Origin of the sequence: Streptomyces sp. NPDC020801, from assembly GCF_044334385.1 — a bacterium.
Lineage (GTDB): Bacteria > Actinomycetota > Actinomycetes > Streptomycetales > Streptomycetaceae > Streptomyces.
This window is the reverse complement of record NZ_JBIRST010000004.1, coordinates 382,983-405,892: the sequence shown is the minus strand read 5'-3', so window position 1 is coordinate 405,892 and position 22,910 is coordinate 382,983. Positions and strand designations below refer to the sequence as shown.

General features: G+C 73.2%; 19 protein-coding genes. 4 read left to right on the top strand and 15 right to left on the bottom strand.

Going from position 1 to position 22,910, the window contains the following annotated elements:
• Nucleotides 1-50 precede the first annotated feature (50 nt).
• Together ACH4UM_RS11655 and ACH4UM_RS11650 are read right to left on the bottom strand one after the other, a co-directional pair.
• A complete protein-coding gene (locus ACH4UM_RS11655; protein WP_398176588.1) occupies nt 51-1,064 on the bottom strand; it encodes a lytic polysaccharide monooxygenase in 1,014 nt (337 codons plus the stop codon).
• A gap of 325 nt (nt 1,065-1,389) precedes the next feature.
• Nucleotides 1,390-1,524, bottom strand: a complete 135-nt coding sequence (locus ACH4UM_RS11650) for a hypothetical protein (protein WP_398176586.1) — start codon at nt 1,522-1,524, stop codon at nt 1,390-1,392.
• A 138-nt stretch (nt 1,525-1,662) separates the two neighbouring features.
• On the opposite strand from ACH4UM_RS11650, the gene ACH4UM_RS11645 reads away from it, so the two are divergent.
• Nucleotides 1,663-2,289: a class I SAM-dependent methyltransferase gene (locus ACH4UM_RS11645; protein ID WP_398176584.1), complete on the top strand. Its 627-nt coding sequence runs from the start codon at nt 1,663-1,665 to the stop codon at nt 2,287-2,289.
• Nucleotides 2,290-2,666: 377 nt separating this feature from the next.
• Here ACH4UM_RS11645 and ACH4UM_RS11640 read toward each other — a convergent pair whose 3' ends face one another.
• Both ACH4UM_RS11640 and ACH4UM_RS11635 read right to left on the bottom strand, forming a co-directional pair.
• A complete protein-coding gene (locus ACH4UM_RS11640; RefSeq protein WP_398176582.1) occupies nt 2,667-3,176 on the bottom strand; it encodes a DUF402 domain-containing protein in 510 nt (169 codons plus the stop codon).
• Nucleotides 3,157-4,086, bottom strand: coding sequence for a GNAT family N-acetyltransferase (locus ACH4UM_RS11635; protein ID WP_398176581.1), 930 nt, complete (start codon nt 4,084-4,086; stop codon nt 3,157-3,159). Before ACH4UM_RS11635 ends, ACH4UM_RS11640 begins: the two co-directional genes overlap by 20 nt.
• Before the next feature lie 86 nt (nt 4,087-4,172).
• On the opposite strand from ACH4UM_RS11635, the gene ACH4UM_RS11630 reads away from it, so the two are divergent.
• Nucleotides 4,173-4,544, top strand: a complete 372-nt coding sequence (locus tag ACH4UM_RS11630) for a GntR family transcriptional regulator (protein WP_398176579.1) — start codon at nt 4,173-4,175, stop codon at nt 4,542-4,544.
• Nucleotides 4,545-4,657: 113 nt separating this feature from the next.
• On the opposite strand, the gene ACH4UM_RS11625 is transcribed toward ACH4UM_RS11630, so the two are convergent.
• Nucleotides 4,658-5,431: a DUF72 domain-containing protein gene (locus ACH4UM_RS11625; protein ID WP_398176577.1), complete on the bottom strand. Its 774-nt coding sequence runs from the start codon at nt 5,429-5,431 to the stop codon at nt 4,658-4,660.
• A 50-nt stretch (nt 5,432-5,481) separates the two neighbouring features.
• Nucleotides 5,482-6,576, bottom strand: a complete 1,095-nt coding sequence (locus ACH4UM_RS11620; RefSeq protein ID WP_398176575.1) for a DUF5925 domain-containing protein — start codon at nt 6,574-6,576, stop codon at nt 5,482-5,484.
• Between the two features lie 134 nt (nt 6,577-6,710).
• On the opposite strand from ACH4UM_RS11620, the gene ACH4UM_RS11615 reads away from it, so the two are divergent.
• Entirely contained in the window at nt 6,711-8,132 is a 1,422-nt protein-coding gene (locus ACH4UM_RS11615; protein ID WP_398176573.1) for a xylan 1,4-beta-xylosidase, read from the top strand.
• 69 nt (nt 8,133-8,201) lie between these two features.
• Here ACH4UM_RS11615 and ACH4UM_RS11610 read toward each other — a convergent pair whose 3' ends face one another.
• The 6 genes from ACH4UM_RS11610 to ACH4UM_RS11585 form a co-directional block, all read right to left on the bottom strand.
• The gene (locus tag ACH4UM_RS11610; protein WP_398176571.1) at nt 8,202-12,140 is read right to left on the bottom strand and encodes a lipopolysaccharide biosynthesis protein; all 3,939 of its coding nucleotides are present in this window, start codon (nt 12,138-12,140) and stop codon (nt 8,202-8,204) included.
• A complete protein-coding gene (locus ACH4UM_RS11605; protein ID WP_398176569.1) occupies nt 12,133-12,936 on the bottom strand; it encodes a polysaccharide deacetylase family protein in 804 nt (267 codons plus the stop codon). The genes ACH4UM_RS11610 and ACH4UM_RS11605 overlap by 8 nt, the downstream gene beginning before the upstream one ends.
• Nucleotides 12,933-13,985, bottom strand: a complete 1,053-nt coding sequence (locus tag ACH4UM_RS11600; RefSeq protein ID WP_398176567.1) for a glycosyltransferase family 2 protein — start codon at nt 13,983-13,985, stop codon at nt 12,933-12,935. The genes ACH4UM_RS11605 and ACH4UM_RS11600 overlap by 4 nt, the downstream gene beginning before the upstream one ends.
• Complete coding sequence (locus tag ACH4UM_RS11595; RefSeq protein WP_398176565.1) at nt 13,982-14,803, bottom strand: glycosyltransferase family 2 protein; 822 nt, start codon at nt 14,801-14,803, stop codon at nt 13,982-13,984. Before ACH4UM_RS11595 ends, ACH4UM_RS11600 begins: the two co-directional genes overlap by 4 nt.
• Nucleotides 14,804-15,193: 390 nt before the next feature.
• Nucleotides 15,194-16,288, bottom strand: a complete 1,095-nt coding sequence (locus ACH4UM_RS11590; protein ID WP_398176563.1) for a GNAT family N-acetyltransferase — start codon at nt 16,286-16,288, stop codon at nt 15,194-15,196.
• 1 nt (nt 16,289) lies between these two features.
• Entirely contained in the window at nt 16,290-16,715 is a 426-nt protein-coding gene (locus ACH4UM_RS11585; protein WP_398176561.1) for a hypothetical protein, read from the bottom strand.
• Between the two features lie 263 nt (nt 16,716-16,978).
• Here ACH4UM_RS11585 and ACH4UM_RS11580 point away from each other — a divergent pair, with 263 nt between their 5' ends.
• Entirely contained in the window at nt 16,979-17,785 is an 807-nt protein-coding gene (locus ACH4UM_RS11580; RefSeq protein ID WP_398176559.1) for an SGNH/GDSL hydrolase family protein, read from the top strand.
• A gap of 4 nt (nt 17,786-17,789) precedes the next feature.
• Here ACH4UM_RS11580 and ACH4UM_RS11575 read toward each other — a convergent pair whose 3' ends face one another.
• The 3 genes from ACH4UM_RS11575 to ACH4UM_RS11565 form a co-directional block, all read right to left on the bottom strand.
• Nucleotides 17,790-19,406, bottom strand: a complete 1,617-nt coding sequence (locus tag ACH4UM_RS11575) for a serine/threonine-protein kinase (protein WP_398176557.1) — start codon at nt 19,404-19,406, stop codon at nt 17,790-17,792.
• A 75-nt stretch (nt 19,407-19,481) separates the two neighbouring features.
• Nucleotides 19,482-21,119, bottom strand: coding sequence for a sulfite exporter TauE/SafE family protein (locus ACH4UM_RS11570; RefSeq protein ID WP_398176555.1), 1,638 nt, complete (start codon nt 21,117-21,119; stop codon nt 19,482-19,484).
• Entirely contained in the window at nt 21,116-22,906 is a 1,791-nt protein-coding gene (locus ACH4UM_RS11565; RefSeq protein ID WP_398176553.1) for a tetratricopeptide repeat protein, read from the bottom strand. The genes ACH4UM_RS11570 and ACH4UM_RS11565 overlap by 4 nt, the downstream gene beginning before the upstream one ends.
• Nucleotides 22,907-22,910: the final 4 nt, after the last annotated feature.

The following is a 22,910-nucleotide window of genomic DNA, read 5'->3' as shown; positions in this document are numbered from 1 at the left end:
GGCCTGTCCGGCCTGAGCCGCCGGACAGGCCCCGCGTTCGCGCGGCCGCCTCAGCGGCCCTGGCGCCCACCGCCCGTCGCGCGCCGGCGGACCGAGGCGAACAGGGCCGCCGAGCCGAGCGCCAGGGCGGCGGCGCCGCCGACGGCCAGGTACGGGGTGCTGCCGTTGCCACCGGTCTCCGCGAGGTTCTGTGAACCACCGGCGGCCCTGGGCAGGTTGGGCTCGCCGGCCGCGGCGGCCTTCGCAGTGCCTCCCGAAGCCGCCGTCGGGTTCGTGACCGGGTCCGTCGTCGTACGGGCGTCGGCGTCCCCGTGGCCGTGGTGCTCGATCGTCGATCTGCCGGCACCGTGCTCGATCTGCCGCTCGGTCGGCGCGGAGGCGGCCGGCGCGGGCGAAGCACCGCCCGGTGTACCGCCGTTGCCGCTGCCGCCGCCGAACGTGACGTCCGAGCAGGAGTAGAAGGCCTCAGGGCTGTCCGAGCGCTGCCAGACGGCGTACAGCAGCTGCTTGCCGGATCGCTCGGGGAGCGTGCCGGAGAACGTGTAGAAGCCGCCCGAGGCGACCGGGTCGGTGGCCGTCGCCACGGGGTGTTCCAGATCCAGGTCGGCCCAGGCCAGCGGCTTCGCCGGGTTGTACCCCGGCCTGGTGAGGTAGACCTTGAAGGTGCCCTTGTGCGGGGCGGTCACGCGGTACTTGAAGGTGTACGAGCCGCTGCTCACCTTGGTCGCGGGCCAGTCCGCGCGGGGCAGGTCCAGGCCCTTGAACTCCTCGTTGCCCGCGCTGCACAGCTTGCCGTCCGGGATCAGCCTCTGGTGCCGGCCGCCCGCGTCGCCGATCCGGATGCCGTTCCAGTCGTACAGCGCCTGGGTGCCCCCGGCCGCGACGGCCGCCTTGCAGGCCGCCGACTTCGGGCTCTCGGGGCCCTCCGCGTAGCACTGGGAGACCCGGCTGACCGGGTCGCCCATGGAGCCGTGCGCCGACGCGGGCGCGGCGGCGAGCGCGGTCAGCCCGAGCGGGGCCAGGCCGAGGGCGGCGAACGTGGTGGCCGTGCGGCGTCGGGACATGGGGGAACTCCTCGGAACGATCGGTTCTGACGGTCCTGCTACGGGAAGACGGATCCCGTGGGGGTGATCAGAAGCTAGTCCCAAGAAACCGCGGAATCGCCTGCTGAGGGCGGTCGAAGGAGATCCTTATGCTCGCGTTAAGCCGGCGCTGAGGCTGCGCTCAGACAGGCCCCGGGCGCGACAGCACCGCCGTCCACCCCGACGCGTACGGCAGTGGGGTGACGGCGGCTGCTGGAGTTCGAGAGCCGGAAGAACTGTCCGAAGCGGGCGGAAGCGGGCGGCTCAGCCGGCTCGTCCCATGCGTCTCATCGCCCGGCCCGCCCGGTCAGCCCTCCGGCCACCATGTGCGTGCGATGTCCTTGCGGACCTCCGGCCGCCCGGCGGGACGCTCGTCGACTTCCTCACGGACCCGGCGCGCGTCCGTCTTCCTCAGGGGCTTCTGCACTGTCATGCGGCGCATGGCTGCCTCCTTCGCGCCTACCGGGTTCCGTGTTCTCACGGGGGTAGACCTTTCGGGCGAGAGTTCCTCATCGGTGCGGGTCTGTCTGTGGCCGCTGTCACGATTCGGTTGTCAGTGGCGGGTGTCACTCTTGGGCGCATGAGTGAGCACACGACGACCGATGGCGACGCGCCGGCCTGGGCCGAAGTCGACTGGGACGCCCAGGCCGCCGTCTTCGACGACGAGCCCGATCACGGGCTGCGCGACCCCGGGGTGCGGGCCGCCTGGGCCGAGCGGCTGCGCGGCTGGCTGCCGGACCGCCCGTCCGAACTGCTCGACCTCGGCTGCGGCACGGGCAGCCTGTCGCTCCTCGCCGCCGGGCTGGGACACCGGGTGACCGGCGTCGACCTCTCCCCGGCGATGGTGGCGCGGGCGCGCGCGAAGCCCGCCGGGCGGGACGCGGTGTTCCTCGTCGGCGACGCGGCCGATCCGCCGGTGGGCGAGCGGCGTTTCGACGTCGTCCTCGTCCGCCACGTCCTGTGGGCGCTGCCCGACCCCGCCGCCGCCCTGCGGCACTGGCGCGGGCTGCTGCGGCCGTCGGGCCGGCTGGTCCTGGTGGAGGGCGTCTGGGGCGCGGTCACGCCCGTCGGCATACCCACGGAGCGGCTCCTCACTCTCCTGGCACCGCTCACCGAACACACGCGCGTGGAGCGGCTGTCGCACGACGCGCGTCTGTGGGGCGGGGCCGTGGACGACGAGCGGTACGCGGTGGTCGCGGCGGTGTGAGTCCCCGCGCGGGCCCAGGCGGCCAGGGAGGCCGGGCAGGCCCGGACCGGCCGATGAGGCCTGGCGGCCACGAACGCCGGGTGGCCCGCGGGTGCCGGGGGCCCGCCGGTCCCGCGTGGCCCGGTGTCCGACGGCGGCAGAGGTCGGTGGCGGCAGGTCCCTGGTGGCCGCACTCGTCGGTGGTGGCAGACGACTTGTGGTGGCAGACGGCTCGTGGTGGCAGCCGGCTCGTGGCTGCGGACCTCCCGTGCCCCCCGAAGCCGGAGACCGCGGTCGCCTGGTGGCCGCAGACGTCGATGGCGGCGGCCGCGGGCGGGGCGGCCACGGGTGTCCGGTGGCCGCGTGGGCCGCTGGAGACCCGGGCCGGGGCGTCCGGCTCAGGCCGTCAGTGCCTCGAAGCCGCCCTCGCGGGCCAGCGTCTCCAGTTCGTCCAGGGCGGCCGTGGCGGCGGCCGCGGCCCCGGGGTCCGACCGGGTCAGGCCGCTCGCCGCGAACTCGTCCTCGTCCAGGCGCCGTACGTCCGTGCCGTCGGCGGAGCGCCACAGGTCCAGGTCGAGGTCCTCGACGACGAGTTCCGTGCCGGAGCGGACGGCGGGGCGGGTGATGTCGCAGTACCAGCCCTTCAGGACGCCGTCGGCCGCCCGGACCTCCTTCACCGAGTACCAGCGGTTCCGCCAGTAGTACTCGGTGAAGACGTCGCCCGGCTCGAAGCGCACGAAGCCGAAGTCGCGTACGCCGGCGCCCGCCCAGGGCGCGCGGACGGCGATCCTGGTGCCGTCGTCGGCCAGCAGCTCCGCTCCGTAACGGATCTTCGTGCGGCCGCCCTTGACGAGGACGACGTCCAGCCGCCCTCCGGGCGGGCCCGGTTCAGCCGAGTTCGCGGACATAACGCACCTCCGTCGCGCAGACCTCGTACCCGAACCACTTGTTGATGGCGATCATCGGCCCGTTGCCGGTGTCGTTGCCCGTGAACGCCTCGGTGCATCCGGCGGCCCGCGCCCGGTGCAGCGAGTCGTTCTTGGCGAGCTTGGCCAGGCCCCGGCCGCGGAAGGGGCGGGCGGTGCCCGTCATCACCGTGCCGTACCGGGCGCCGCCGTCCGTGCGGGCCGCCGAGAAGGCGGCCGGGCGTCCGTCGGCCACCGCCACCGACGTCAGTTCGGGACTGAACAGCGGGTGCCGCCAGGTCTCCTCGAGCCAGGCCTCGTAGTCGGTGAACTCGAAGTCCACATCGCTCGGCTCGTCCCGCGAGGTCTCCGCGTCCAGCTGGAAGAGGGGGCGCGGGTCGCCGGCGAAGTCGGAGCCCGGGCGCAGTTCCACGCCCGGCGGCGGGTCCTGCCGCGGCGGGAGCGCGCCACCCGCCAGGTCCAGGCGGAGGAAGTGCGCGGCACGGCTCGCACGATACCCGTGCCGCTCGGCGAACACCCGGTTCTCCGGCTCGTCCAGCACCCAGGTGAAGAGCTTGGTCGCCCCGTGGGCGGCCAGGTGCTCCTCGGCGGCGCGCACGAGGAGCGTGGCGGCGCCGCGGCGGGTGTGCTCCGGATGCACGTACACGTTGACGTTGCCCTGACCGGGCTCGGCGCTCTCGTGGACCAGGTGCACCTGGGCGGTGCCGATCACCTCGCCGTCCGCCACGGCGACGAGGGGACGGTAGTGGGCGCCGGGATGCATGCGGGTGAGCTCGTGGGCGAGGGAGTCCGGCGTGCACAGGATGTAGGGAAGCGCGTGATGCCGGACGCGGGCGAAGCCCTCGAGGTCGGCCCGCGCGTCGGGGCGGAGGTCGCGGACGATCACAGTCATGGAGGCGCACGCTACGGAGGGAACGCGACGGTGCGCCTCCCATTTTCCGCCGGGTCTTCCTCCCGCGGGTACGCGACAATCATCCCGTGACCTTGAAGATCCACATCGATGACGGCCTGCCGCCCTATGAGCAGGTGCGGGCGCAGATCTCGGAGCAGGCCCGGTCGGGAGAGCTGCCGGTGGGGTACCGGCTGCCGACGGTACGCGGACTGGCGCAGTCGCTCGGGCTGGCGGCGAACACGGTCGCCAAGGCCTACCGGGCGCTGGAGGCGGACGGGGTGATCGAGACGCGCGGGCGCAACGGCACCTTCGTGGCCGCGGCCGGCTCGGCCGCGGAGCGTGAGGCCGCGGCGGCCGCACAGTCCTACGCCGAGCGGGTACGGCGGCTGGGGCTGGACGAGGGGGCGGCGCTCGCCGCCGCACGGGACGCCCTGCGGGCGGCGTACGGGAAGCAGTAGGCGCGGCCCGGCGCACGGCAGGCGCCAGCCGCGCACGGGGGCAGGCGCGGACGGCGGCCGCACGGCAGGTGGGCGCGCGGCAGGTGGGCGCCGGCGGCCATGGGCGACCGGCGTCAGCGGTGCGCGGACAGCCGCCGTGGGGTGCGTGTCACGGTCAGGCCCGCCCTGGCCGCCGCCCGCCCGAACTCCACCGCGTCCTGGACCGCCGCGCCCGTCGGATCGTTGTTGAAGTAGGCGTACACGTCCCGCTCGTCCGGCCAGGCGGTCGCGACCCGGTCGACCCAGGTCTCCAGGGACCGTCGGCCGTAGTGCGGCCAGGCCCGGGCGCGGCCGACGTGGAAGCGGACGTAGCCCCAGTCGGTGGTCCGCCACAGCGGTGTGACCGGGCGGGCGTAGGCGTCGGCCCAGCACAGAGCGGCGCCCCGCAGCTCCAGGACCTTGCGGACCTCCCGTGTCCACCACGAATCGTGGCGCGGCTCGACCGCCACCAGTGTCCCGGCCGGGAAGCAGGCGAGACAGGCGTCCAGCAGACCCGGGTCGGCGCGCAGTGTCGGCGGGAGCTGGAGCAGCACCGGGCCGAGCCGGTCGCCGAGGCCCGCAGCGTGGGTCATCAGGCGGTGCACCGGCTCCGCGGGCTCCTTCAGCCGCTTGATGTGGGTCAGATAGCGGCTCGCCTTGACCGCGACCGTGAAGTCCGGCGGGACCCGCTGCCGCCAGGCCTCGAAGGTCTCCCGCGCCGGCAGCCGGTAGAAGGCGTTGTTGATCTCCACCGTGGCGAAGGCCGCCGTGTACTCCTCCAGCCACAGCCGCGTGGGGCACCCCTCCGGGTACAGCACCCCCCGCCAGTCCTTGTACTGCCAGCCGGACGTCCCGACGAACAGGGTCATACGCCCATCAAAGCACCGGCTGCCTCACCGGGCCCGCCACGGCCGTCCGGTCACAGGTACAGCCCCGCGTCCTCCCCGCCCCGCGGCTCGGGCAGCGCCGTCGGAGAGGTGCCCCGGCGCAGCGCGTACAGCTCGGCCAGACTCGCCCCGTCGCGGCTCACGCCCTCCTCCGTGCCCAGCCAGTTCACGGCCTCGCGCCGGGTCAGCCTGCCCACCTCGATACGCGCCAGACAGCGGCCCGGGCGGACCACCGCGGGGTGCAGGCGCTCCAGGTCCTCGTTGGTCGTCACGCCGACCAGGACGTTGCGGCCCTGGCCGAGCAGGCCGTCCGTGAGGTTCAGCAGCCGGGACAGCGCCTGGCCCGCGGTGTGCTTGGCCTCGCCCCGGATCAGTTCGTCGCAGTCCTCGAGCAGCAGCAGCCGCCAGCGGCCCTTGCCCGCCGCGTCCTCCTCGCCGATGGCGATGTCCATCAGATAGCCGACGTCGCTGAACAGCCGCTCCGGGTCCAGGACGCAGTCCACCTGGCACCAGTCCCGCCAGGAGCGGGCCAGGGTGCGCAGGGCCGAGGTCTTGCCCGTGCCCGGCGGGCCGTGCAGCAGGAGCAGCCGGCCCGCGATGTCCTCGGGGGTCGTCTTCATCAGGCGGTCCATGGCGTCCGCGACCGGGGCGGTGTAGTTGGCCCTGACCTCGTCCCAGGTGCCCGCGGAGATCTGCCGGGTGGTGCGGTGCGGGCCGCGCCTGGGAGAGACGTACCAAAAGCCCATCGTCACGTTCTCCGGCTGCGGCTCCGGCTCGTCCGCCGCGCCGTCCGTCGCCTCGTCCAGCACCTTCGCGGCCAGCTCGGCGGTGGTCGCGGTGACCGTGACGTCGGCGCCCCGGTTCCAGCGGGAGATCAGCAGGGTCCAGCCGTCGCCCTCGGCGAGGGTCGCGCTGCGGTCGTCGTCGCGGGCCACCCGCAGCACCCGCGCGGCGCTGGGCAGAAGGGTGGCGCCGGAGCGGACGCGGTCGATGTTCACCGCATGCGAATACGGCTGCTCGCCCGTCGCGAAGCGGCCGAGGAACAGCGCGTCGACGACGTCGGACGGCGAGTCGGAGTCGTCGACGTTGAGCCGGATCGGCAGAGCGTCGTGTGGGTTCGCAGACATGCCGCCATGATCCGGCACCCGGCCGCCGTACGCACCCCGTTTCCCGGGTGCGCGCCACGTGTCGGCTCCGCCGCCGGGCCGAGCCTGCCCAAACCCTGTCCCACGGGCGATTTCCGCCCTTAGTGTTGTCCTTGATGGGACGTCATGGGTGGAATTCGGGGGCGGGGCGGTGGCGGCTCACCGCGCTGCTCGGCGTGGGCGTGGCGGCCGTGGCCCTGGTGGTGGCGCTGCTCAACGCGCTGCCCGGCGGCGCGAGCACCGAGGGCACCACACGCGACGGCGACAAGGTGCACGGCACACCGGCGGCCCCGCGGGACGCGGACCGGCCGGACGTCGGATGGGGCCTGACACACACCCGGTTCAGCGCCGACGAGGGCGGCGCCGCGGCGACCGGCCGGGTCGAGGGGCTGCTGTCGAAGGGCGGCGGGCTGCCGCAGAACCAGGCGATCATGGGCTGGGGCGCCGACAACCCCGAGCCCGTCGAGGGGCATTACGACTTCGCCGCGCTGGACCGCCGGATCGACTTCGTCCGCTCCTCCGGCGGCGTTCCGGTGATCACCCTGTGCTGCGCCCCGGACTGGATGAAGGGCGGCCGGGCCGGCGTCGGCAACACCGACTGGAGTCAGGCCGCCCTGGAGACCGCCCCGACGCCCGGCCACTTCAAGGACTACGCCGCGCTCGCCGCGACCGTCGCCAAGCGCTACCCGGACGTACGCCACTTCATCGTCTGGAACGAGTTCAAGGGCTTCTGGAACGACACCCGGGGCCGCTGGGACTACGAGGGGTACACCGAGCTGTACAACCTGGTCTACAAGGCGCTCAAGCAGGTCGATCCCAAGATCATGGTGGGTGGCCCGTACCTCGTCATGGACAGTGTGGACCCGCGGCAGAAGGACAACGCCTCCGACGCGCTCCGGGGCACCTGGGGAGCCATGGACCAGCGGGTCCTGGACGCCTTCGCCTACTGGAACCAGCACAAGGCGGGAGCCGACTTCGTGGTCGTCGACGGCTCCAGCTACACCAAGGACGACGACCTGCTGCCCGACGAGTTCGCGGCCACCGACAAGCTCACGGCCGTCGGGGCGTGGGTACGGCAGCAGACGCACGGCCTGCCGCTGTGGTGGGCCGAGTACTACGTCGAGCCCGCCGACGGCAACGACGACCGCAAGGGCTGGGCCGAACCGCACCGCGTCGCCGTCCAGGCCGCCGGAATGATCGCCATGGTCAGGGGCGGCGCCTCCTCCGGCTTCTACTGGAACCCCGAGGAGGACAAGGGCGCCGGCTGCCCCGGCTGCCTGTGGACGCCCACCGGCACGGCCGGCGGCGGCCGGCCGCTGCCCATGTACGACCTGGTCTCCCGCTTCGCCCGGGCGTTCCCGCCCGGGACCGGGTACGAGAACGTGTCCGTCGCCCCGGACGACGTCCCCAACGTCCGTGTCCTGGCGAGCGCCAGGACCGTCCTGGTGGTCAACACCCTCGATCGGACGATCAGCGCGCGGATCGACGGCAGACGGTTCGACATGAAGGCGTACGAGGTGAGGTGGCTCGAGCGGTAGACCGCCCGAGCCACCTCGACGGCCCGAGGACCGGCCGACGGCCCGAGGACCGGCCGACCGCCCTTGAGTTCAGCCGCGCCCCATCGTCATGAACCGCTGCACCAGCGAGGCGAACAGCACGGTCAGCAGCGGCAGCGAGAACCAGAAGCTGCTCTGCAGCAGCCGCACCCGGCGCACACTCGGCCGCATCGCGACCCGGACGAGTTCCCGGGCGGTCAGCATCACGATCAGGGTGAGCGCCGCCAGCCCGCCGACCACCGACCACGGCGTCCACGTCACCTTCGGCCCGATCGGCCCCGGATGCGGCTGGGGCACGGCGCCCGCGGGCCGCTTGCGCAGCGCGTACATGGTCACGTCGTCGTTGACGAGGACCTTCTTCAGCTCCTGCCGGTCGTCGAGGTTCTTCACCAGCCGCGACTCCCAGCCGGCCGAGTAGCCCACGTCCATCCGCAGATAGGTGACCTGACTGGCGTTGACCATCAGATACGAGTTCGGGCCCGCGTCCCTGAGTGCCTTGACCAGGCCGGAGACCAGCACCGGATCGGCCGGCGCCAGGGTCGGTACGTAGTCGAGTCGCTCCATGTCCCTCGCGCCCCACGGCATGGCCGGAGTGACGTTGGTGACCGGGTCGTTGCTCAGCCACAGCAGCCGTACCGTCGGCCTGTCGTGGGCGTACACGTAGTCCATGGCCGCGACCTCGCCGGGCCGGATCCGCTCGAAGGACTCGTTGCCCCAGCGGGCCACCAGGAAGCCGCCCATGAGCAGCAGTCCGGCCATGAGCGCGGCGACGGGCGCCAGGCTCGCCCGGTCCTTGTGGCGTTCCCCGGCGGTGACGCCGGCCCGTGGGAAGAGCGCGAGCGCGGCGAGCAGACCGGCCCCGGGCAGGGCGAACATGAAGACCCTGAGTGCCATCTCGCCGCCGTAGGACTGCATGCCGAAGCCCAGGAACGGCACGAAGGCCAGCACCAGCAGCGACCGTTCGCGGTACTTGTGCACGCGCCGCCGCCACCAGCCCCAGCAGGCGAAGGCCATCACGGCGCCGGCCAGCAGCACGCGCGTGTACAGCACCAGCTTGTGCGTCGGGTCGCCGCCCTGGATCCGGCCCGAGACGGACGTCGACACATTGCTGCCGACCCCGCCGACCCCGCCGAACAGTTCGTCGAAGTGCCCGGACCAGTACGGCTCGGCCATGAACCCCAGCCAGAACGCCACCAGCACCGCGAACAGGACCGGCAGCCCGCGCAGTTCGCACCGGCCGACCAGGACCAGGACGGCCAGCACGCCCAGCATCACGAACGGTGTGAGCTGGTGGGCCGGGACGCTCGCGGCGAACAGGCCGATCACCACCATCAGCAGCACGGCCCGCTGCCGCCGGTCCGCCGGCTCGACCTCCGCCTCACCCGGCCGCGCCCTGGCCCAGATCATGCGCGGCGCCCGGAACCAGACGAGCAGGATCGCCACGAAGGCGAGGTACAGCAGGTAGGTGAAGCCCTGGGGGGAGAAGTAGTCCTGTCCCACCCAGCCGCTCAGCACGAAGATCCACACACCGGTCCACCGGGCCCGCCAGCTCGCCCGCAGCGAACGGGTCAGCAGGAACATCGGCGCCAGGTAGAGGAGCTGGACGGTCAGCGGCCACCAGCGGATGACCTCGGTGAAGTCGCTCAGCCCGCAGGCCCGGGCGACGAACGCGGCCACCGCGAAGAAGCCGGGCCAGCTCCAGCGCGCGTCCAGATCCGGCACGGCCGACCCGGTGCGGTCGATGTAGTCGATGAAGCCGAGGTGCTGCCAGGCCGTCGCGAACCGCGGCTCACCCTCGATCACCGCGGGCAGCGCGTGCAGGGAGACCACGGTCGCGAGCAGGGTGACCAGCAGCAGTGCCCGGTGCTCGCGGCGCAGCCACAGCAGCAGCGCGAACACCGTGATCAGCAGCGCCGCGCCGGCCAGTGTGGGCAGCGGCAGCACGGAGATCAGACCGAGCCCGCCCATCCGGGCCAGGTCGGAGTCGTCCAGCCGCAGCGCGGGCACCCAGTACAGCAGCAGTGCCGCGGTCAGCAGACAGCCGAGGACGACCCCGGGCCGGGTGGGCGCGAGACGCTCGCGCCAGGACCGCGCGGGCTCGTCCGGCCCCGGCGGCTCCGGATGCCGGTGCGGTGCCTCATCTGCCACGGCCCCTTCTGCCGCGGCCTGTTCGGCCGGACCCGCCGCCATCGGCAGGACGGCCCGCCCCCCGGTGGTGAACGGCGCGTCCGGTACGGCCGCCCGTTCCTCCGCCCCGAACGGCGCGTCCGGTAGGGCCGCCCGTTCCTCCGCCCCGAACGGCGCGTCCGGCAGGGCCGCCCGCCCGGCCGGCCCCAGCGAGGCCTCCGAGCCCGGCTCCCGCGCTTCGACGGGCAGCCCCGGCGCGTCCGGCCGCCGCGACCCCAGCGCCCACGTCGGCCGGTGGTCCGGCCCCGCCACGGCGGTCCCCGCGGGCGGGGTGCCCGGTCCCGGGCGTACGTCGGGCCGGCGTTCCACGTGGTCGAAGTCCACGTGGATGCCGAGGGCGAGGGTGTCGGAGTCCAGCGCCCAGGCGGGCCGCCGGTGCGGTGCGGTCCCGGCGGGGACCTCGCGCGCCCCCAGGTCGGCGAGGTCCCCGTCCGGTGCCGCGTCCTCGGGGACGTCGGCGGCGGGCGCGGCTCGGACGGTCCTGTAGAGCCTGGGCGCGGCGATCGCCACGATCACGGCGAGGCTGGAGATCTCCGCCACGCCCGCGCCGGTCAGCCCCATGCGGGGGAGCAGCAGCAGTGTCAGACCGAGCACCAGCACGCACAGCAGACCCTGCAGCCAGGCCAGCCCGGCGGTGCGGCTCTGCGCGCGCAGCACCGCGAAGTACGTCTCCATCACGACCCGCAGCAGCGCGCCGACGGCGAACCAGCGCAGCAGCGGGGTGGCCGCGTGCGAGTAGCCCTCGCCGAAGACGCGCAGGATGTGTGGCGCCAGCAGGAACAGCAGCCCGCAGATCGGCACCATGATCCGGGCCATCCGCTTCAGCGCCGCCCGGGTGTTGGCGGCCAGCCGCGCCGGGTCGTGCGATCCCTCGACGGTCAGCGAGGCGCCCATGTTGATGGCGAGCAGGTTGACCGTGCCGCCGATGGTCGTGGTGATGTAGAAGTACGCGTTGTCCGCGGAGCTGACCTGCGAGGCGATGATCACCGGCACCAGGTAGACGACCGCGAGCGAGAACAGTGAACCGGTGTAGTCGCCGGCCAGGAACCGCCCGATCTCCTGCACCGTCGGCGGCTTGGCGTGCTCCTTCGTGGCCGTCACATGCCGGGGCACCAGACGCCGGAACACCAGCCAGCCCAGCGGCACGGTGGAGGTGGCGATCGCCAGCCCCCAGGAGACGAACACACCCGTCGTCGGGATCACCGCGGCCAGGGCGACCAGCAGCGCCAGCTTCACCGCCGAGAACACGGTGTTGCCCACCGGCACCCAGGGCGCGCTGCGCAGCCCGGTCAGCACCCCGTCCTGCAGGGTGAGCAGGTTCCAGGCCATCACGACCACGATGAAGCCCACGCCGTGCAGGAACCCGTGCAGGAAGCGGTACGACGGCCCCCACATGTCCAGCGTGAGCAGGAAGACCCCCGCCGCGCACGCCACGACCAGTGAACTGCCCGCGTAGGTGCGGCCGATCAGGCGCCCCGTGAAGCGGCCGGCGACCGGGATGAAGCGGGCCAGGGCGCCGGTGAGCGTCACCGCGGTCAGCCCGGCCAGGAGCTTCATGGCGGCGATCGCGGCCGAGCTCTGGCCGACCGCGGAGTCGGAGTAGTAGCGGGCGGCGATCAGCCAGTAGCCCAGGCCCAGCACCGCGGAGATCCCGGTGTTGAGCATCAGCGCGTAGGCGTTGCGGAACAGCTGGTTGCCGCCGGGGGACCGGCCCCGGCCGGGCAGCCGCAGACGGCGCCCCGGCTGTCCGGGCGCCTGGGATGCGGTGGCCGATGCCTCGGTGGTGGTCGTCGTGTCAGACACGGGTACGGATGGCCTTCCGGCGGACCTGTCGTGCTCTGCGGACCATGGCGTAGCCCTTGGTGAGGGCGCGGTCCCTGGCGAAGTTCCGGGCGATCGCGCGGCCCTGGACCAGTCGCTCGAACTCCTCGGCGGTCGTGCTGCGGCGCACGGTGAGCCGTTGCAGGGCGTACGGGCCCTGCGTGCGGCGCGCCAGGCCGTTGCCGACCGCGAGCGCCTGCGCGAAGCCCGCCTCCCGCACCCGCTCGCGCACCCGGCGGCTGGAGTAGCCGTAGGGATAGGCGAAGGAGACGGGAACGGTGCCCAGTTCGCCGGCGACGATCTCCTTGCAGCGGATCAGCTCCGGCCACAGGCGCTCGTCGTCGAGCTGGTCGAGCTGCGGGTGGGTGTGGCTGTGCCCGCCGATCTCGACCCCGCCGGCGGCCAGTTCGCGGACCTGGTCCCAGTCGAGCATCGTGTCCAGGCCGCCGCCCATGTCGTGGCTGCCCCGGATCCAGCCGGTGGAGACGAACAGCGTGGCCGGGAAGCCGTGTTTCGCGAGCACGGGCAGGGCGTGCCGGTGCACGCCCTCGTAGCCGTCGTCGAAGGTGATCAGGACGGGGCCGGGCGGCAGCGGCGAAAAGCCCGCCGTGCGCCAGTGGGTGGCGAGCTCGGCGGTGGTGACCGGGTGGAGGTCCAGGTCGCGCAGGACGTCCATCTGTTCCGCGAACGCCTCCGGGCTCACGGACAGCCCGCGTGTGGCCTCGTTCGGCTCCCGGGAGACCGCGTGGTACATCAGCACCGGCACGGGTGCGCTCATACGGCTCCACCCCCCTCGCCGTCCCCGATCTCCACGACCGGGAAGGCCGCGCCGCCCCGGCGCGCCCGGACGCTGCCGACGGCGTACCCGCCCGCTGCGGTGAGCACCCCGGCGACGATCGCGCCGGCCCGGCCCGCGCCGCCCGGACGGGCCAGCAGCACGTCCCGCAGCCCGCGGGCCACCCCGGCGGGCAGTACGCGGGTGGTGTAGCGGCGCTCGGACTCCAGCCCCTTGTCCGCGCCGACGCTGCGCGCCACCAGCGCCTTGGACAGGCCCTCTGCGTAGGCGCGGGTGCGGAAGTAGCGGAAGTGCTCGCGTGCCCTGGGCACCCGGTGGTGGATGACCGCGCGGTCGTCGATCAGCAGGACCGCGTCCGGCCGGGCCCGGCTGAGCCGGATGCACAGCTCCGTCTCCTCGCAGCCCAGCGGGCGCTTGTCGCCGTCGCGTCCGATGCCGGTGGCGAAACCGCCCGCCGCGTCGAACGCCGTCCGGCGGAAGGAGGCGTTGCCGCCCAGGACGTTGCGCACCCGGACCCGGCCCGGCGGCAGCCCCTTGTAGGTGCAGCCCACCACCCAGTCGAACTCCTCCGGGAACCAGTCGGGCCGGCGGCCCGACGCCCAGATCGGCATCGTCCGGCCGCCGACCGCCATCACGCGTGGGTCGGCGTAGCCCTCGGCGAAGCGGAGCAGCCAGTCCCGCTCGGCCACCGCGTCGTCGTCGAGGAAGGCGATGACCTCGCCACGTGAGGCGGCGATGCCCGTGTTGCGGCCGGCGGACAGGCCGCGGGGACCGGCGTTGGCCAGCACACGCACCTCACCACACACGCCGGGACCACTCGCCCCGGGACCCCTCGCCTCCGGACCACTCGCCTCGAACTCCTCGAACTCCTTGGTCAGCCGTTCCAGGAGCGCCTGGTTGTGGTCCACGACCAGGAGCGTCTCCAGGGCCGGCCGGGACTGCGCCCGCACCGAGGAGACCGCCGCCAGGATGTCCTCCCAGCGGTCCTCGGTGTAGACGCAGATCACGACGGAGATGCCGGGATCGCTCAAGACACCTCTCCCCGGACGTCGTCGAACATCGGGGAGTGGTGCGCATGCCGGCGCAGTTCGCGCCGGTTGGAGCGTTCCCCGAGGATCACCTTCAGGACCCGCAACCCGTCCCGCACGGCGCGCAGGTTGCTGGCCCCGTGGATGCGGAGGTACTCGTAGCTGGGTATCTCCTGCACCTTGAGCCCGGCCTTGACCACTCTGATGTTCATCAGCGTCTCGACCTCGAAGCCGGTGCAGTCGAGTTCGATCTTGTCCAGGCAGTGCCGCCAGAACGCGTTGTATCCATAGCACAGGTCGGTGTAACGGGCGCCGAACTTGCGGTTGACCACCCCGCACAGGACCCGGTTGCCGAGCCTGCGGATGAAGGTCATGTCGTCGGTGCCGCCGCCGTTGGCGAAGCGGGAGCCCTTGGCGAAGTCCGCGCCCGAGACGAGGGCGGAGACGTAACTGACGATCTCCCCGCCGTCGGCCGAGCCGTCGGCGTCGACCATCACGATGATGTCGCCGGTGCACGCCTCGAAGCCGGTGATCAGGGCGTCGCCCTTGCCCTTGCCCTGCTGCGGGACGACCCTCACCTTCGGCCACAGCTCACGGGCCACCTCGACGGTGTTGTCGGTGGAATTGCCGTCCACAAGAACCACTTCGTGTATCCAGTCCGGAAGTGTCTTGAAGACGTAGGGGAGATTCTCCGCCTCATTCATGGCGGGGATCACCACGCTCACCGGTGGCGCGATGGCCAGGTGAGAGGAGATCGGCCGGTATTGGGCGGCCATTAACGGATCTTGATCCGAGGACAGCGGGCGCAGAACGAAGCTCATGAGTCTTGTCCCTCTCGTCCGGCGGACCGCCCGCCCCTGGGCGGCCCTGCTGTGTATCCGGTTCGAAAGGGGGGTTCCTCACCCGGAGCACGGCGGAATGGATCTCCGCGCACGTCGGATGAGCTGGCAAAGCAATCCGGACCACCGGATCGACGGCAGCCGGTCGCGCGGCACGGCTCGGTCACACATTCGGTCACCGAGCACGGCACCCCCCTACCGCGCCCCGCGCCGGAACGTCCCGGTCCTGAGCCCTCCCCTGGAACCGCGTGCAGACGGACCGATGCGGGTGAGATGTACGACGGTATTGACGATTGAACCAGTATGGCAAGACCTGGAACGAGGCCTCACGTTTTTGTTGGTTTTCCCGTTACGTAGATTTGTACCTGGAGTTCAGTGCCTCGAACGGATTTTTCCCATCCGTTTGAGAATTCTGTCGGCCGGCTCGAACAGTTCCGGCCGGGACTGCACCGCGTTGCGCAGTGCCCGGACCGGGGCGCGGCGCGCCCGGTGCCCGACCGCCACCGGATGAGGCCGGGTCACCCACCCCTCGGACACGCTCAGTTCGCGCGTCTTCAGGGAGTCCTTGTACTCCTTCTGGCCCCGGCCGAGATCGAGATACGCGATGCCGTCGGCGGCGGCCGCCTCGGCCATGCGCAGATGCAGGATCAGCCCCGGGGAGTACTTCGCGTACGCGGGGTCGTACGCCGGGAACCAACAGGCCAGCACGCGCTCGGTGCGAAGCCCGAAGTGGGCGGCGACCGGGCGGCCGCCGGCGTACAGCACCGACAGGACGCCGGCGAACGGCTCGGAGCGGGTGTGGAACAGCCGGGTGACCAGCCTGGTGATCCACTCGTGCGCGAAGCGGTCGCTGCGCCCGGTCCGCCGGTACTGTGCGGACTTCCAGCCCATCAGGGTGCGCAGGGCGGCCGGGTCGCGCTCGTCGTGGACGTAGGTCACCGGGCCCGCCTCGCGGCCCAGCTTCCGTTCCTTGGCGAGCGTGGTGCGGGTGAACTTGGGCGAGCGGGCGCGCAGTTCGCGCAGGTAGACGTCGAATCCCTGGTCGACGTCCATGACCGGGGACGGGAAGGTGCCACCGGCTCCCGCCTCGAACGGCTCCTGGCCCGCCACCAGGTGGTCGAACTCCCACACGGCGAGCCCGCAGGCCCGCAGCAAGTCGTGGGCGTCCCAGGTGAAGCCGGGCCGGTGCACCAGGCCCTGGCAGTCGGAGACCCCGAGCCCGATGGCCCGGCCCACGCCGGCGGCGGATCTCTGGAACGGGAAGAACGCGGCCGGCTCGCCGTCCTCGCGTACGACGGCGATCCGCACCCCACGTCTGCACCGGCCCACCGCGAGCGCGAACTCGGGCGAGAGGAAAGGGTTCGCCAGCTCCTCCGTACCGTGCAGATGGGCCTTGGACTGCATCGCCGTCCACGCCGCCCGGTCGGCGGCGCTCAGCTCGCCGGGGCGGTACACGCTGATGTCCACGTCACAAGCCCTGTCTTCTCGCCGTACGGCCCCGCAGGCGCCGTATCAGAACCAGCAGGAGAACGAGGGAGCTGAGCACCGTCACGGCCGCGACCCCGCCCCGGACGGACCACCGGTGCACGGCCAGCATCCCCTGGGCCACCAGCATGTCGAGGACGACCGCGCCCGCCAGCGAGGCGAGCACGCGGCCGAAGGGGTCCAGCCCGCGCAGGGTGGCCGCGATGGCGGCGGCCGGCGCCGCGAGCAGGAAGAACAGCGTCAACGGGCCGCGCAGTGCGGAATCGGAGTCGGTCAGCGCGAGCAGCGCGCCGACCGCGGCGACGGCCGTCAGGGCGCCCGCGAGCAGTGGTGGCAGGTCCCTCCCCGGCCCTGCCCGCGCCCGCTCGCCGGCGTCTGTTGAAGCTGTCTTGATGCGTATGGTCTGCATTGGCGACTTTGCCCCCCGAAGCGCCGGATGCCGGGCTTCAATGTCGCGCAGCCGCGTGGGGGCCGTCAAGACGCGGAAGCCGCCCATACGGGTTCTTGTCCGTCTTCAAACCCGCCTCCGCCCCCGGGTTGACGGACCGTCGCCGGCGTCTCGACACCGCACCGGGTTTTGTTGAGTGCTGAAAAGTTTTGGCATGGACACTTCCTGTCAACACGCGTAGCTGCTACGACAGTTATGCAGAGATCCTGCTAAAGGGAGGTTCCATGAGACGTTCCCGACTTGCCGTACATATCGGCTCCCTCCTCCTGTCCATCGGCCTGGCTCTCACCGGAGCGGCAACCGCGCAGGCATCCCAAATGGCCGCCGCCGGCGGCTATGTGGCCCTCGGCGACTCCTACTCCTCCGGCGTCGGGGCCGGCAGCTACATCGGCTCCAGCGGCAGCTGCGACCGAAGCACCAAGGCGTACCCGTACCTCTGGAACGCCGCGCACTCACCCTCGTCGTTCGACTTCACCGCCTGCTCGGGTGCCCGAACGGATGATGTTCTGGCGAACCAGCTCGGCCCGCTCGGCTCCGCCACGTCCCTGGTCTCGATCACCATCGGCGGCAACGACGCCGGATTCTCCGACGTCATGACGACCTGTGTGCTGCAGTCCGACAGCGACTGCGTCTCCCGCATCAACACCGCCAAGGCGTACGTCGACTCGACGCTGCCCGGCAAGCTCGACAACCTCTACTCGGTGATCCGAAGCAAGGCGCCCTCCGCACACGTGGTCGTGATCGGCTACCCCCGCTTCTACCTGCTCGGCCAGAGCTGCCTCGGCCTGTCCGCAACCAAGCGTTCCGCCATCGACGGCGCGGCCGACTACATCGACGCCGCCATCGCGAAGGTCGCCGCGGACCACGGCTTCACCTTCGGCGACGTCCGCTCCACCTTCAGCGGCCACGAGATCTGCTCCAGCAGCTCCTGGCTGCACAGCGTCAACTGGCTCAACATCGGCGAGTCCTACCACCCGACGGCCGCCGGCCAGTCCGGTGGCTATCTGCCGGTGCTCACCAACGCGGCCTGACCTCTCAGGGAGAGGGCGAGACCGTGGAAGACGCGGAGGCCCCGCCCGACGGGGTCTCCGTCACACACGTCACCGAGAACGGCACCGTGTTCGACGTCGTGTGCACCGGGGACCGGACCTCCACGCCGACCGCGTTCCGGTACGTCCCGCTCTCCGCGCCGCCGGAGTATGCGGTGACCGACACCGTGTCCCGCTTGGACCTCCCGCCCCCCGCCGGGAACGACAGCGTCCGCCATCCCGGGTCGGACATCTCCCCGCTCCTGAGCACCCACCGGTAGTCGACGCGCGCCGGCAGCCGGCCCACCGTGAACGTCGCCGTGAAGGACGGAGCCTGTGCGCCCGGCGGCGGGCACGTCCCCGAATACGCCGTGTGGGCGCCGGTCAGCGTGACGGACACCGACTGCGGCGGAGGAGTGCCGGCAGAGCCCGTACTGGGCGAGGGGCCCGAACCGCCCCCGGTGTCGGTGCGGCTGCCGCCCGCGGCCGGAGACGGCGTGGTACTGGCCCGGCCGGTGCTCGCGCTCGTACCCCCGCTTCCTCCGCCCTTCCTGTTCAGCAGCGCGTACGTCAGACCGGCCAGCGCCAGCGCGAGTACGACCACGCCCGCGACCAGGGCGACGGCCGCGCGGCGGTTGCGGTCCGCAGACGCGGCCGTGGTGGCCGGCGCCGGGACCGGCGCCGGCCGGGTGCGGGCCGTGGGGACGGGCACCGGCGGGGTCGGTGCCGGCTGCTGCGGGTGGGCGGCGATCGTGGGCGCGTACCCGCCGGGCGGCGGGGTGCCGGTGCGCGGTGTGCCGCCGGCCCCGATGATCCGCAGATCCTGCTCGGCCCGCTCGGCCGGCAGCCGCTCGGCCGGGTTCTTGCGCAGCAGGCCCTCGATGACTCCGGTGAGCGGTCCGGCGCGGCGCGGGGGCGGCAGTTCCTCGTCGACCACCGCGCGCAGCGTGCTGAGCGGAGTGTCCTGCCGGAACGGGGAGTTGCCCTCCACCGCCGCGTACAGCAGCACGCCCAGCGACCACAGGTCCGACTCCGGGCCGGGCTTGCGGCCCAGGGCGCGCTCCGGCGCGAGGAACTCGGGCGAGCCGATGACCTCACCGGTCATGGTGAGCGCGGAGCTGCCCTCGACCGTCGCGATGCCGAAGTCGGTGAGCACCACCCGGCCGTCGTTCGCCAGCAGCACGTTGGCCGGCTTCACATCGCGGTGCAGCACCCCCACGTCGTGCGCGGCGCGCAGCGCGGACAGCACCTCGGCGCCGATGTGCGCGGCGCGTTGCGGGGCGAGCGGGCCCTCGGCGTCCAGCAGGTCGGCCAGCGACAGGCCGCGCACCAGCTCCATGACGATCCAGGGGCGTCCGCCGTCGGTGGCCACGTCGTACACCGTCACCACGTTGCGGTTGGCGACGCGGGCCGCGGCCCACGCCTCGCGCTCCAGCCGGGCGTACATCCGCTCCACATCGGGGGCGGGCAGCCCCGCCGGGGCGCGCACCTCCTTGACCGCCACCTCGCGGTGCAGCACCTCGTCGCGGGCGCGCCACACCGTTCCCATGCCGCCCTCGCCGAGCGGGGACAGGAGACGGTAGCGGCCGGCGATCACACGTTCACGGCCCGGTTCTTCGGACACCGGCGCCCCCCATTCCCGTCCGGGCGATGTCTCCGCTCCACGTCGTGTCCTCGCGTGATTTCTCCCCAAAGTAGCTCAGCCCAGCGCGGATGCGGCCCCCCTGAGCATCAATCCTGCCCCCAGGGCCAGTACGACGAACGCCGAACCGAGCGGCGCGGTCCGGCGCACCAGGGCCGCCGCGGGGCCCGCCGTCCAGCGGGGACGCCGCTCCAGCACGCGGTTCATGCCGCTGCCGACCTTGACGACCGCGAACCCGGCCGCGGTGAGGGTCAGGGCGAGCCCCAGGCCGTACGCCACGACCAGCAGCAGCCCGAACCAGGCCTGCCCCAGGGCGGCCGCGCCCACCAGCACCACCACCGCCGAGGGACTGGGCACGAGCCCGCCGGCGAACCCCAGGAGCAGCGTGCCGCGGAGGGTGGGGGCGGTGGGATGGGTGTGGGTGTGACCGCCGTGGGTGTGTTCGACGGGGTGGTCGCCCGGGTGGTCGTGGGAGTGGTCGTGGTCGTGATCGCGGGGATGAGCGTGATCGTGGGTGTGGGCGGGGTCGTGGGTGTGGGCGGGGTCGTCCGTGCGGTCGTGCGTGTGGGCGTCGCCGTGCGCGTGCCCGTGGGAACGCCCGGGCCCGTGTGCGTGGGAATGCCCGGGCCCGTGCGTGTGCCCGTGTGCGTGGCCCCGGTTGCGCCAGGCCCGGCGTACGAGACTGGCGCCCGCCAGGGTCACCAGGACGCCGCTGGCGATGCCCAGCCAGGCGATCACCGAGGGGGTGGCGGCCGACCCGGCGGTGACCAGGAGGCCGAGGGCGACCACGCCGAGGGTGTGGGTGACGGTCACCGAGGCGGCCAGCGGCAGGACGTCCTTCAGACGGGCCCGGCCGCCGCGCGCCGCGGCCGTCGCCGCCATGATGGTCTTGCCGTGGCCCGGCGCGAGGGCGTGCATGGCGCCCAGGCCGACCGCGATGAGCAGGGCCAGGGCGGCGAAGCCGAGGGTGAGGTGGTGGCGGGCGACCAGGTTGTCCAGGGCGCGCGTCCAGCGGTCGGCGCCGCGCGGCAGCACGGCGGCGGCGGGCGCGTCGCGGTGGTCGTCGACGAGGGCGGTACCGCCGGGCCGCACCCGCAGGGACGCGGTGGAGGTGTCGGCCGGGGAGGAGAGCAGTTCCTTCGGATAGCTGGTGAGTTCGTGGGAGACGGAGGACTTCGGGACGTCGGAGGCGGTGAGCGTCATCCGGTCGCCGCGTGCCGTGATCTCCCGCCAGCCGGGCCCGGAGGACACGCCGGCGCTGTGGAAGCCGAGGGAGACGGACCGGCCCGGGGACGGCTTGGGCAGCGGCGCCGTCAGCCGGCACTCCACCCGGAGGGTGTTGAGGCCGGCCTGACCGGGACGCACGCGCGCGTGGCTGCTCAGGACGGTGAGGGCGAGGGCGCGGCCGTCGCCGGTGACCCTGCTGCCCCGCGCGGCCCGCTCGCACCGCTGCCGGGCCCAGGTGGTCATGCCCAGCCGCTCGATGTCGGGCTTGGCCTGGGTGGCGGGGATCTCGGCGAGGTCCTCGACATGGTCGTCGCGGAGCGTGCCGGGGGCGGCGACGAGGCCGTCGTAGCGGTTGACGGTGAAGTTTCCGAGCGGGTGGGCGCTCGCGGCGCCGGCGGGGACGAGCAGGAGGGCGCAGGCGGCGGTGAGCAGGGCCGCGGCCCGGGCGAACGGACGGCGGGGGCTCAACGGCCGGCCTCCATGGTCGTGAGGGCCGTACGCGCCGCGCGGGCACCGAGGGGGGAGAAGCCGGGGTTGAGCTTCAGGGCGGCCGTGAGGTGGGTACGCGCGTCGGCGGTGTGGCCGGTGGCGCCTTCGATCACACCGCGGTGGTAGAGGAAGGCGGCGTTGCGGTAGCCGGTGGCCGTGGCCTGCCGGGCGTAGCTGAGGGCTTCCTGGTCGCGGCCGTTGACGTGCAGGGCCCAGGCGAGGGCGTCCGCGGTGTGCACGGTGTGCCGGCGGGCCCATTCGGCGCGGGCGGCGCGCAGGGCCGAGGCCTTGTTCCCGTGGTCGGCGGCGGCGAGCGCGGTGTCGAGGTCGGCGTTGACGCCGTTGGCGCGGGCGAGGGCGATCCAGGCGTCGACGAGGGCGTACTGGTCGTGTGCCTTCGCCTCGTCCCCGGCGGCGCCGCGTGCCTGGTACAGCTCGCCGAGTTCGACGAGCGGGCCGGGCAGCGGGTAGCGGGAGACGACGAGTTCCATGCCCTTGACGGCGTCGGCGCGGTCACCGCTCGCGGCCTGGGCGCGGGCGCGGCCCTCCAGGGCGGGGAGGTAGGTGTCGTCGGCGGCGAGCGCGCGGGCGTAGTAGGTGAGCGCGGTCTTGTAGTCGCCCTGGTTCCAGTCCAGTTGGCCCAGCTGGGCGGCGACGTAGGCGATGTCGCCGCGGGAGGTGGCGGTGGCGAGGGCCTGTTCGAGGACGCGGCGGGCGGTGGTGACGTCGCCGCGCAGCTCGTGGACGTAGGCGTAGCGCGTGAAGACCGGAACGCCGGGACGCCGGGCGTCGGCGGTGTCGGCGGCCGTGGACGCCTCGGCGTACCGGCCGAGTTCGACGAGGGCGTCGATACGGGAGCACAGGGCGCGTTCGCTGTAGGGGTTCCGCTTCAGGACCTGGTCCGCGTAGGTGAGGGCGTGGGCGAAGTCGTGCCGGGCGGCGGCGAGCGCGGCGCGTCCGGCGAGGGCCTGGTCGTTGCCGGGCGCGAGCTCCAGGGACCGCGCCAGCGCCTTCTCGGCCTGCGGATACCGTGACGGGTCCCCCTTGGTCCGCGCCTGCTCGACATAGGCGAGCCCGAGGGTGGCCCAGCCGTCGTGGTCCCTGGGCTGGCCGCGAAGATGCGCCTGCAGCGAGGCGATGCCGGCGTCGAGACTCCCACCGGCGAGCAGTTCCGGCGACACCTCCCCGGACGCGGACGCCACCGGGGCGACGCCACCGTCCCGCGCCGCCCCCATGGCGATGGCGCCCCCGGTCAGCGCCACGGCCAACAGCAGCGCCGACCCGGCGAGTCGCAGGCCCCGCCACCGCCGCCCGGCAGCCGCGACCCGCCGTACGGCGGCGACCCGCTCGTCGGCGGGGGGTGCGTCTGCGGGGGGTGCGTCCGTGCCGTCCGCGGCGAGTGCGTCTGTGGGGGGTGCGTCGGGACCGGCCGGGGCGGGTGCCGGCCTGGCGGACCCGGTGGTGGTGGGCCGTTCGGCGTCCTCGGCGCTCGCACCACTGGCGGGGCGCGGGGCATCGGGCTGTTCGCGGGGGCCGGCGGAGATCCGCTCCCCGGGGGCGGTGGTCCCGGACGAGGCGGTGGCGGTCCGGTCCGCGGTGTCCGCGCCCGGGCACGGGGCGGGCGGCCCGTCGGGCTTCGCACGCGTGGCCGGACCCGTGTCGTCGACCGGCGCCGCCTGCGGGCCGCCGTCCTCACGCCTCACGGGCGCGGCGGGAGTCCCGTCGGGACCGTGGGCCGGTGTGCTGTCGTCGTTCCGCCGGGCCATGCCC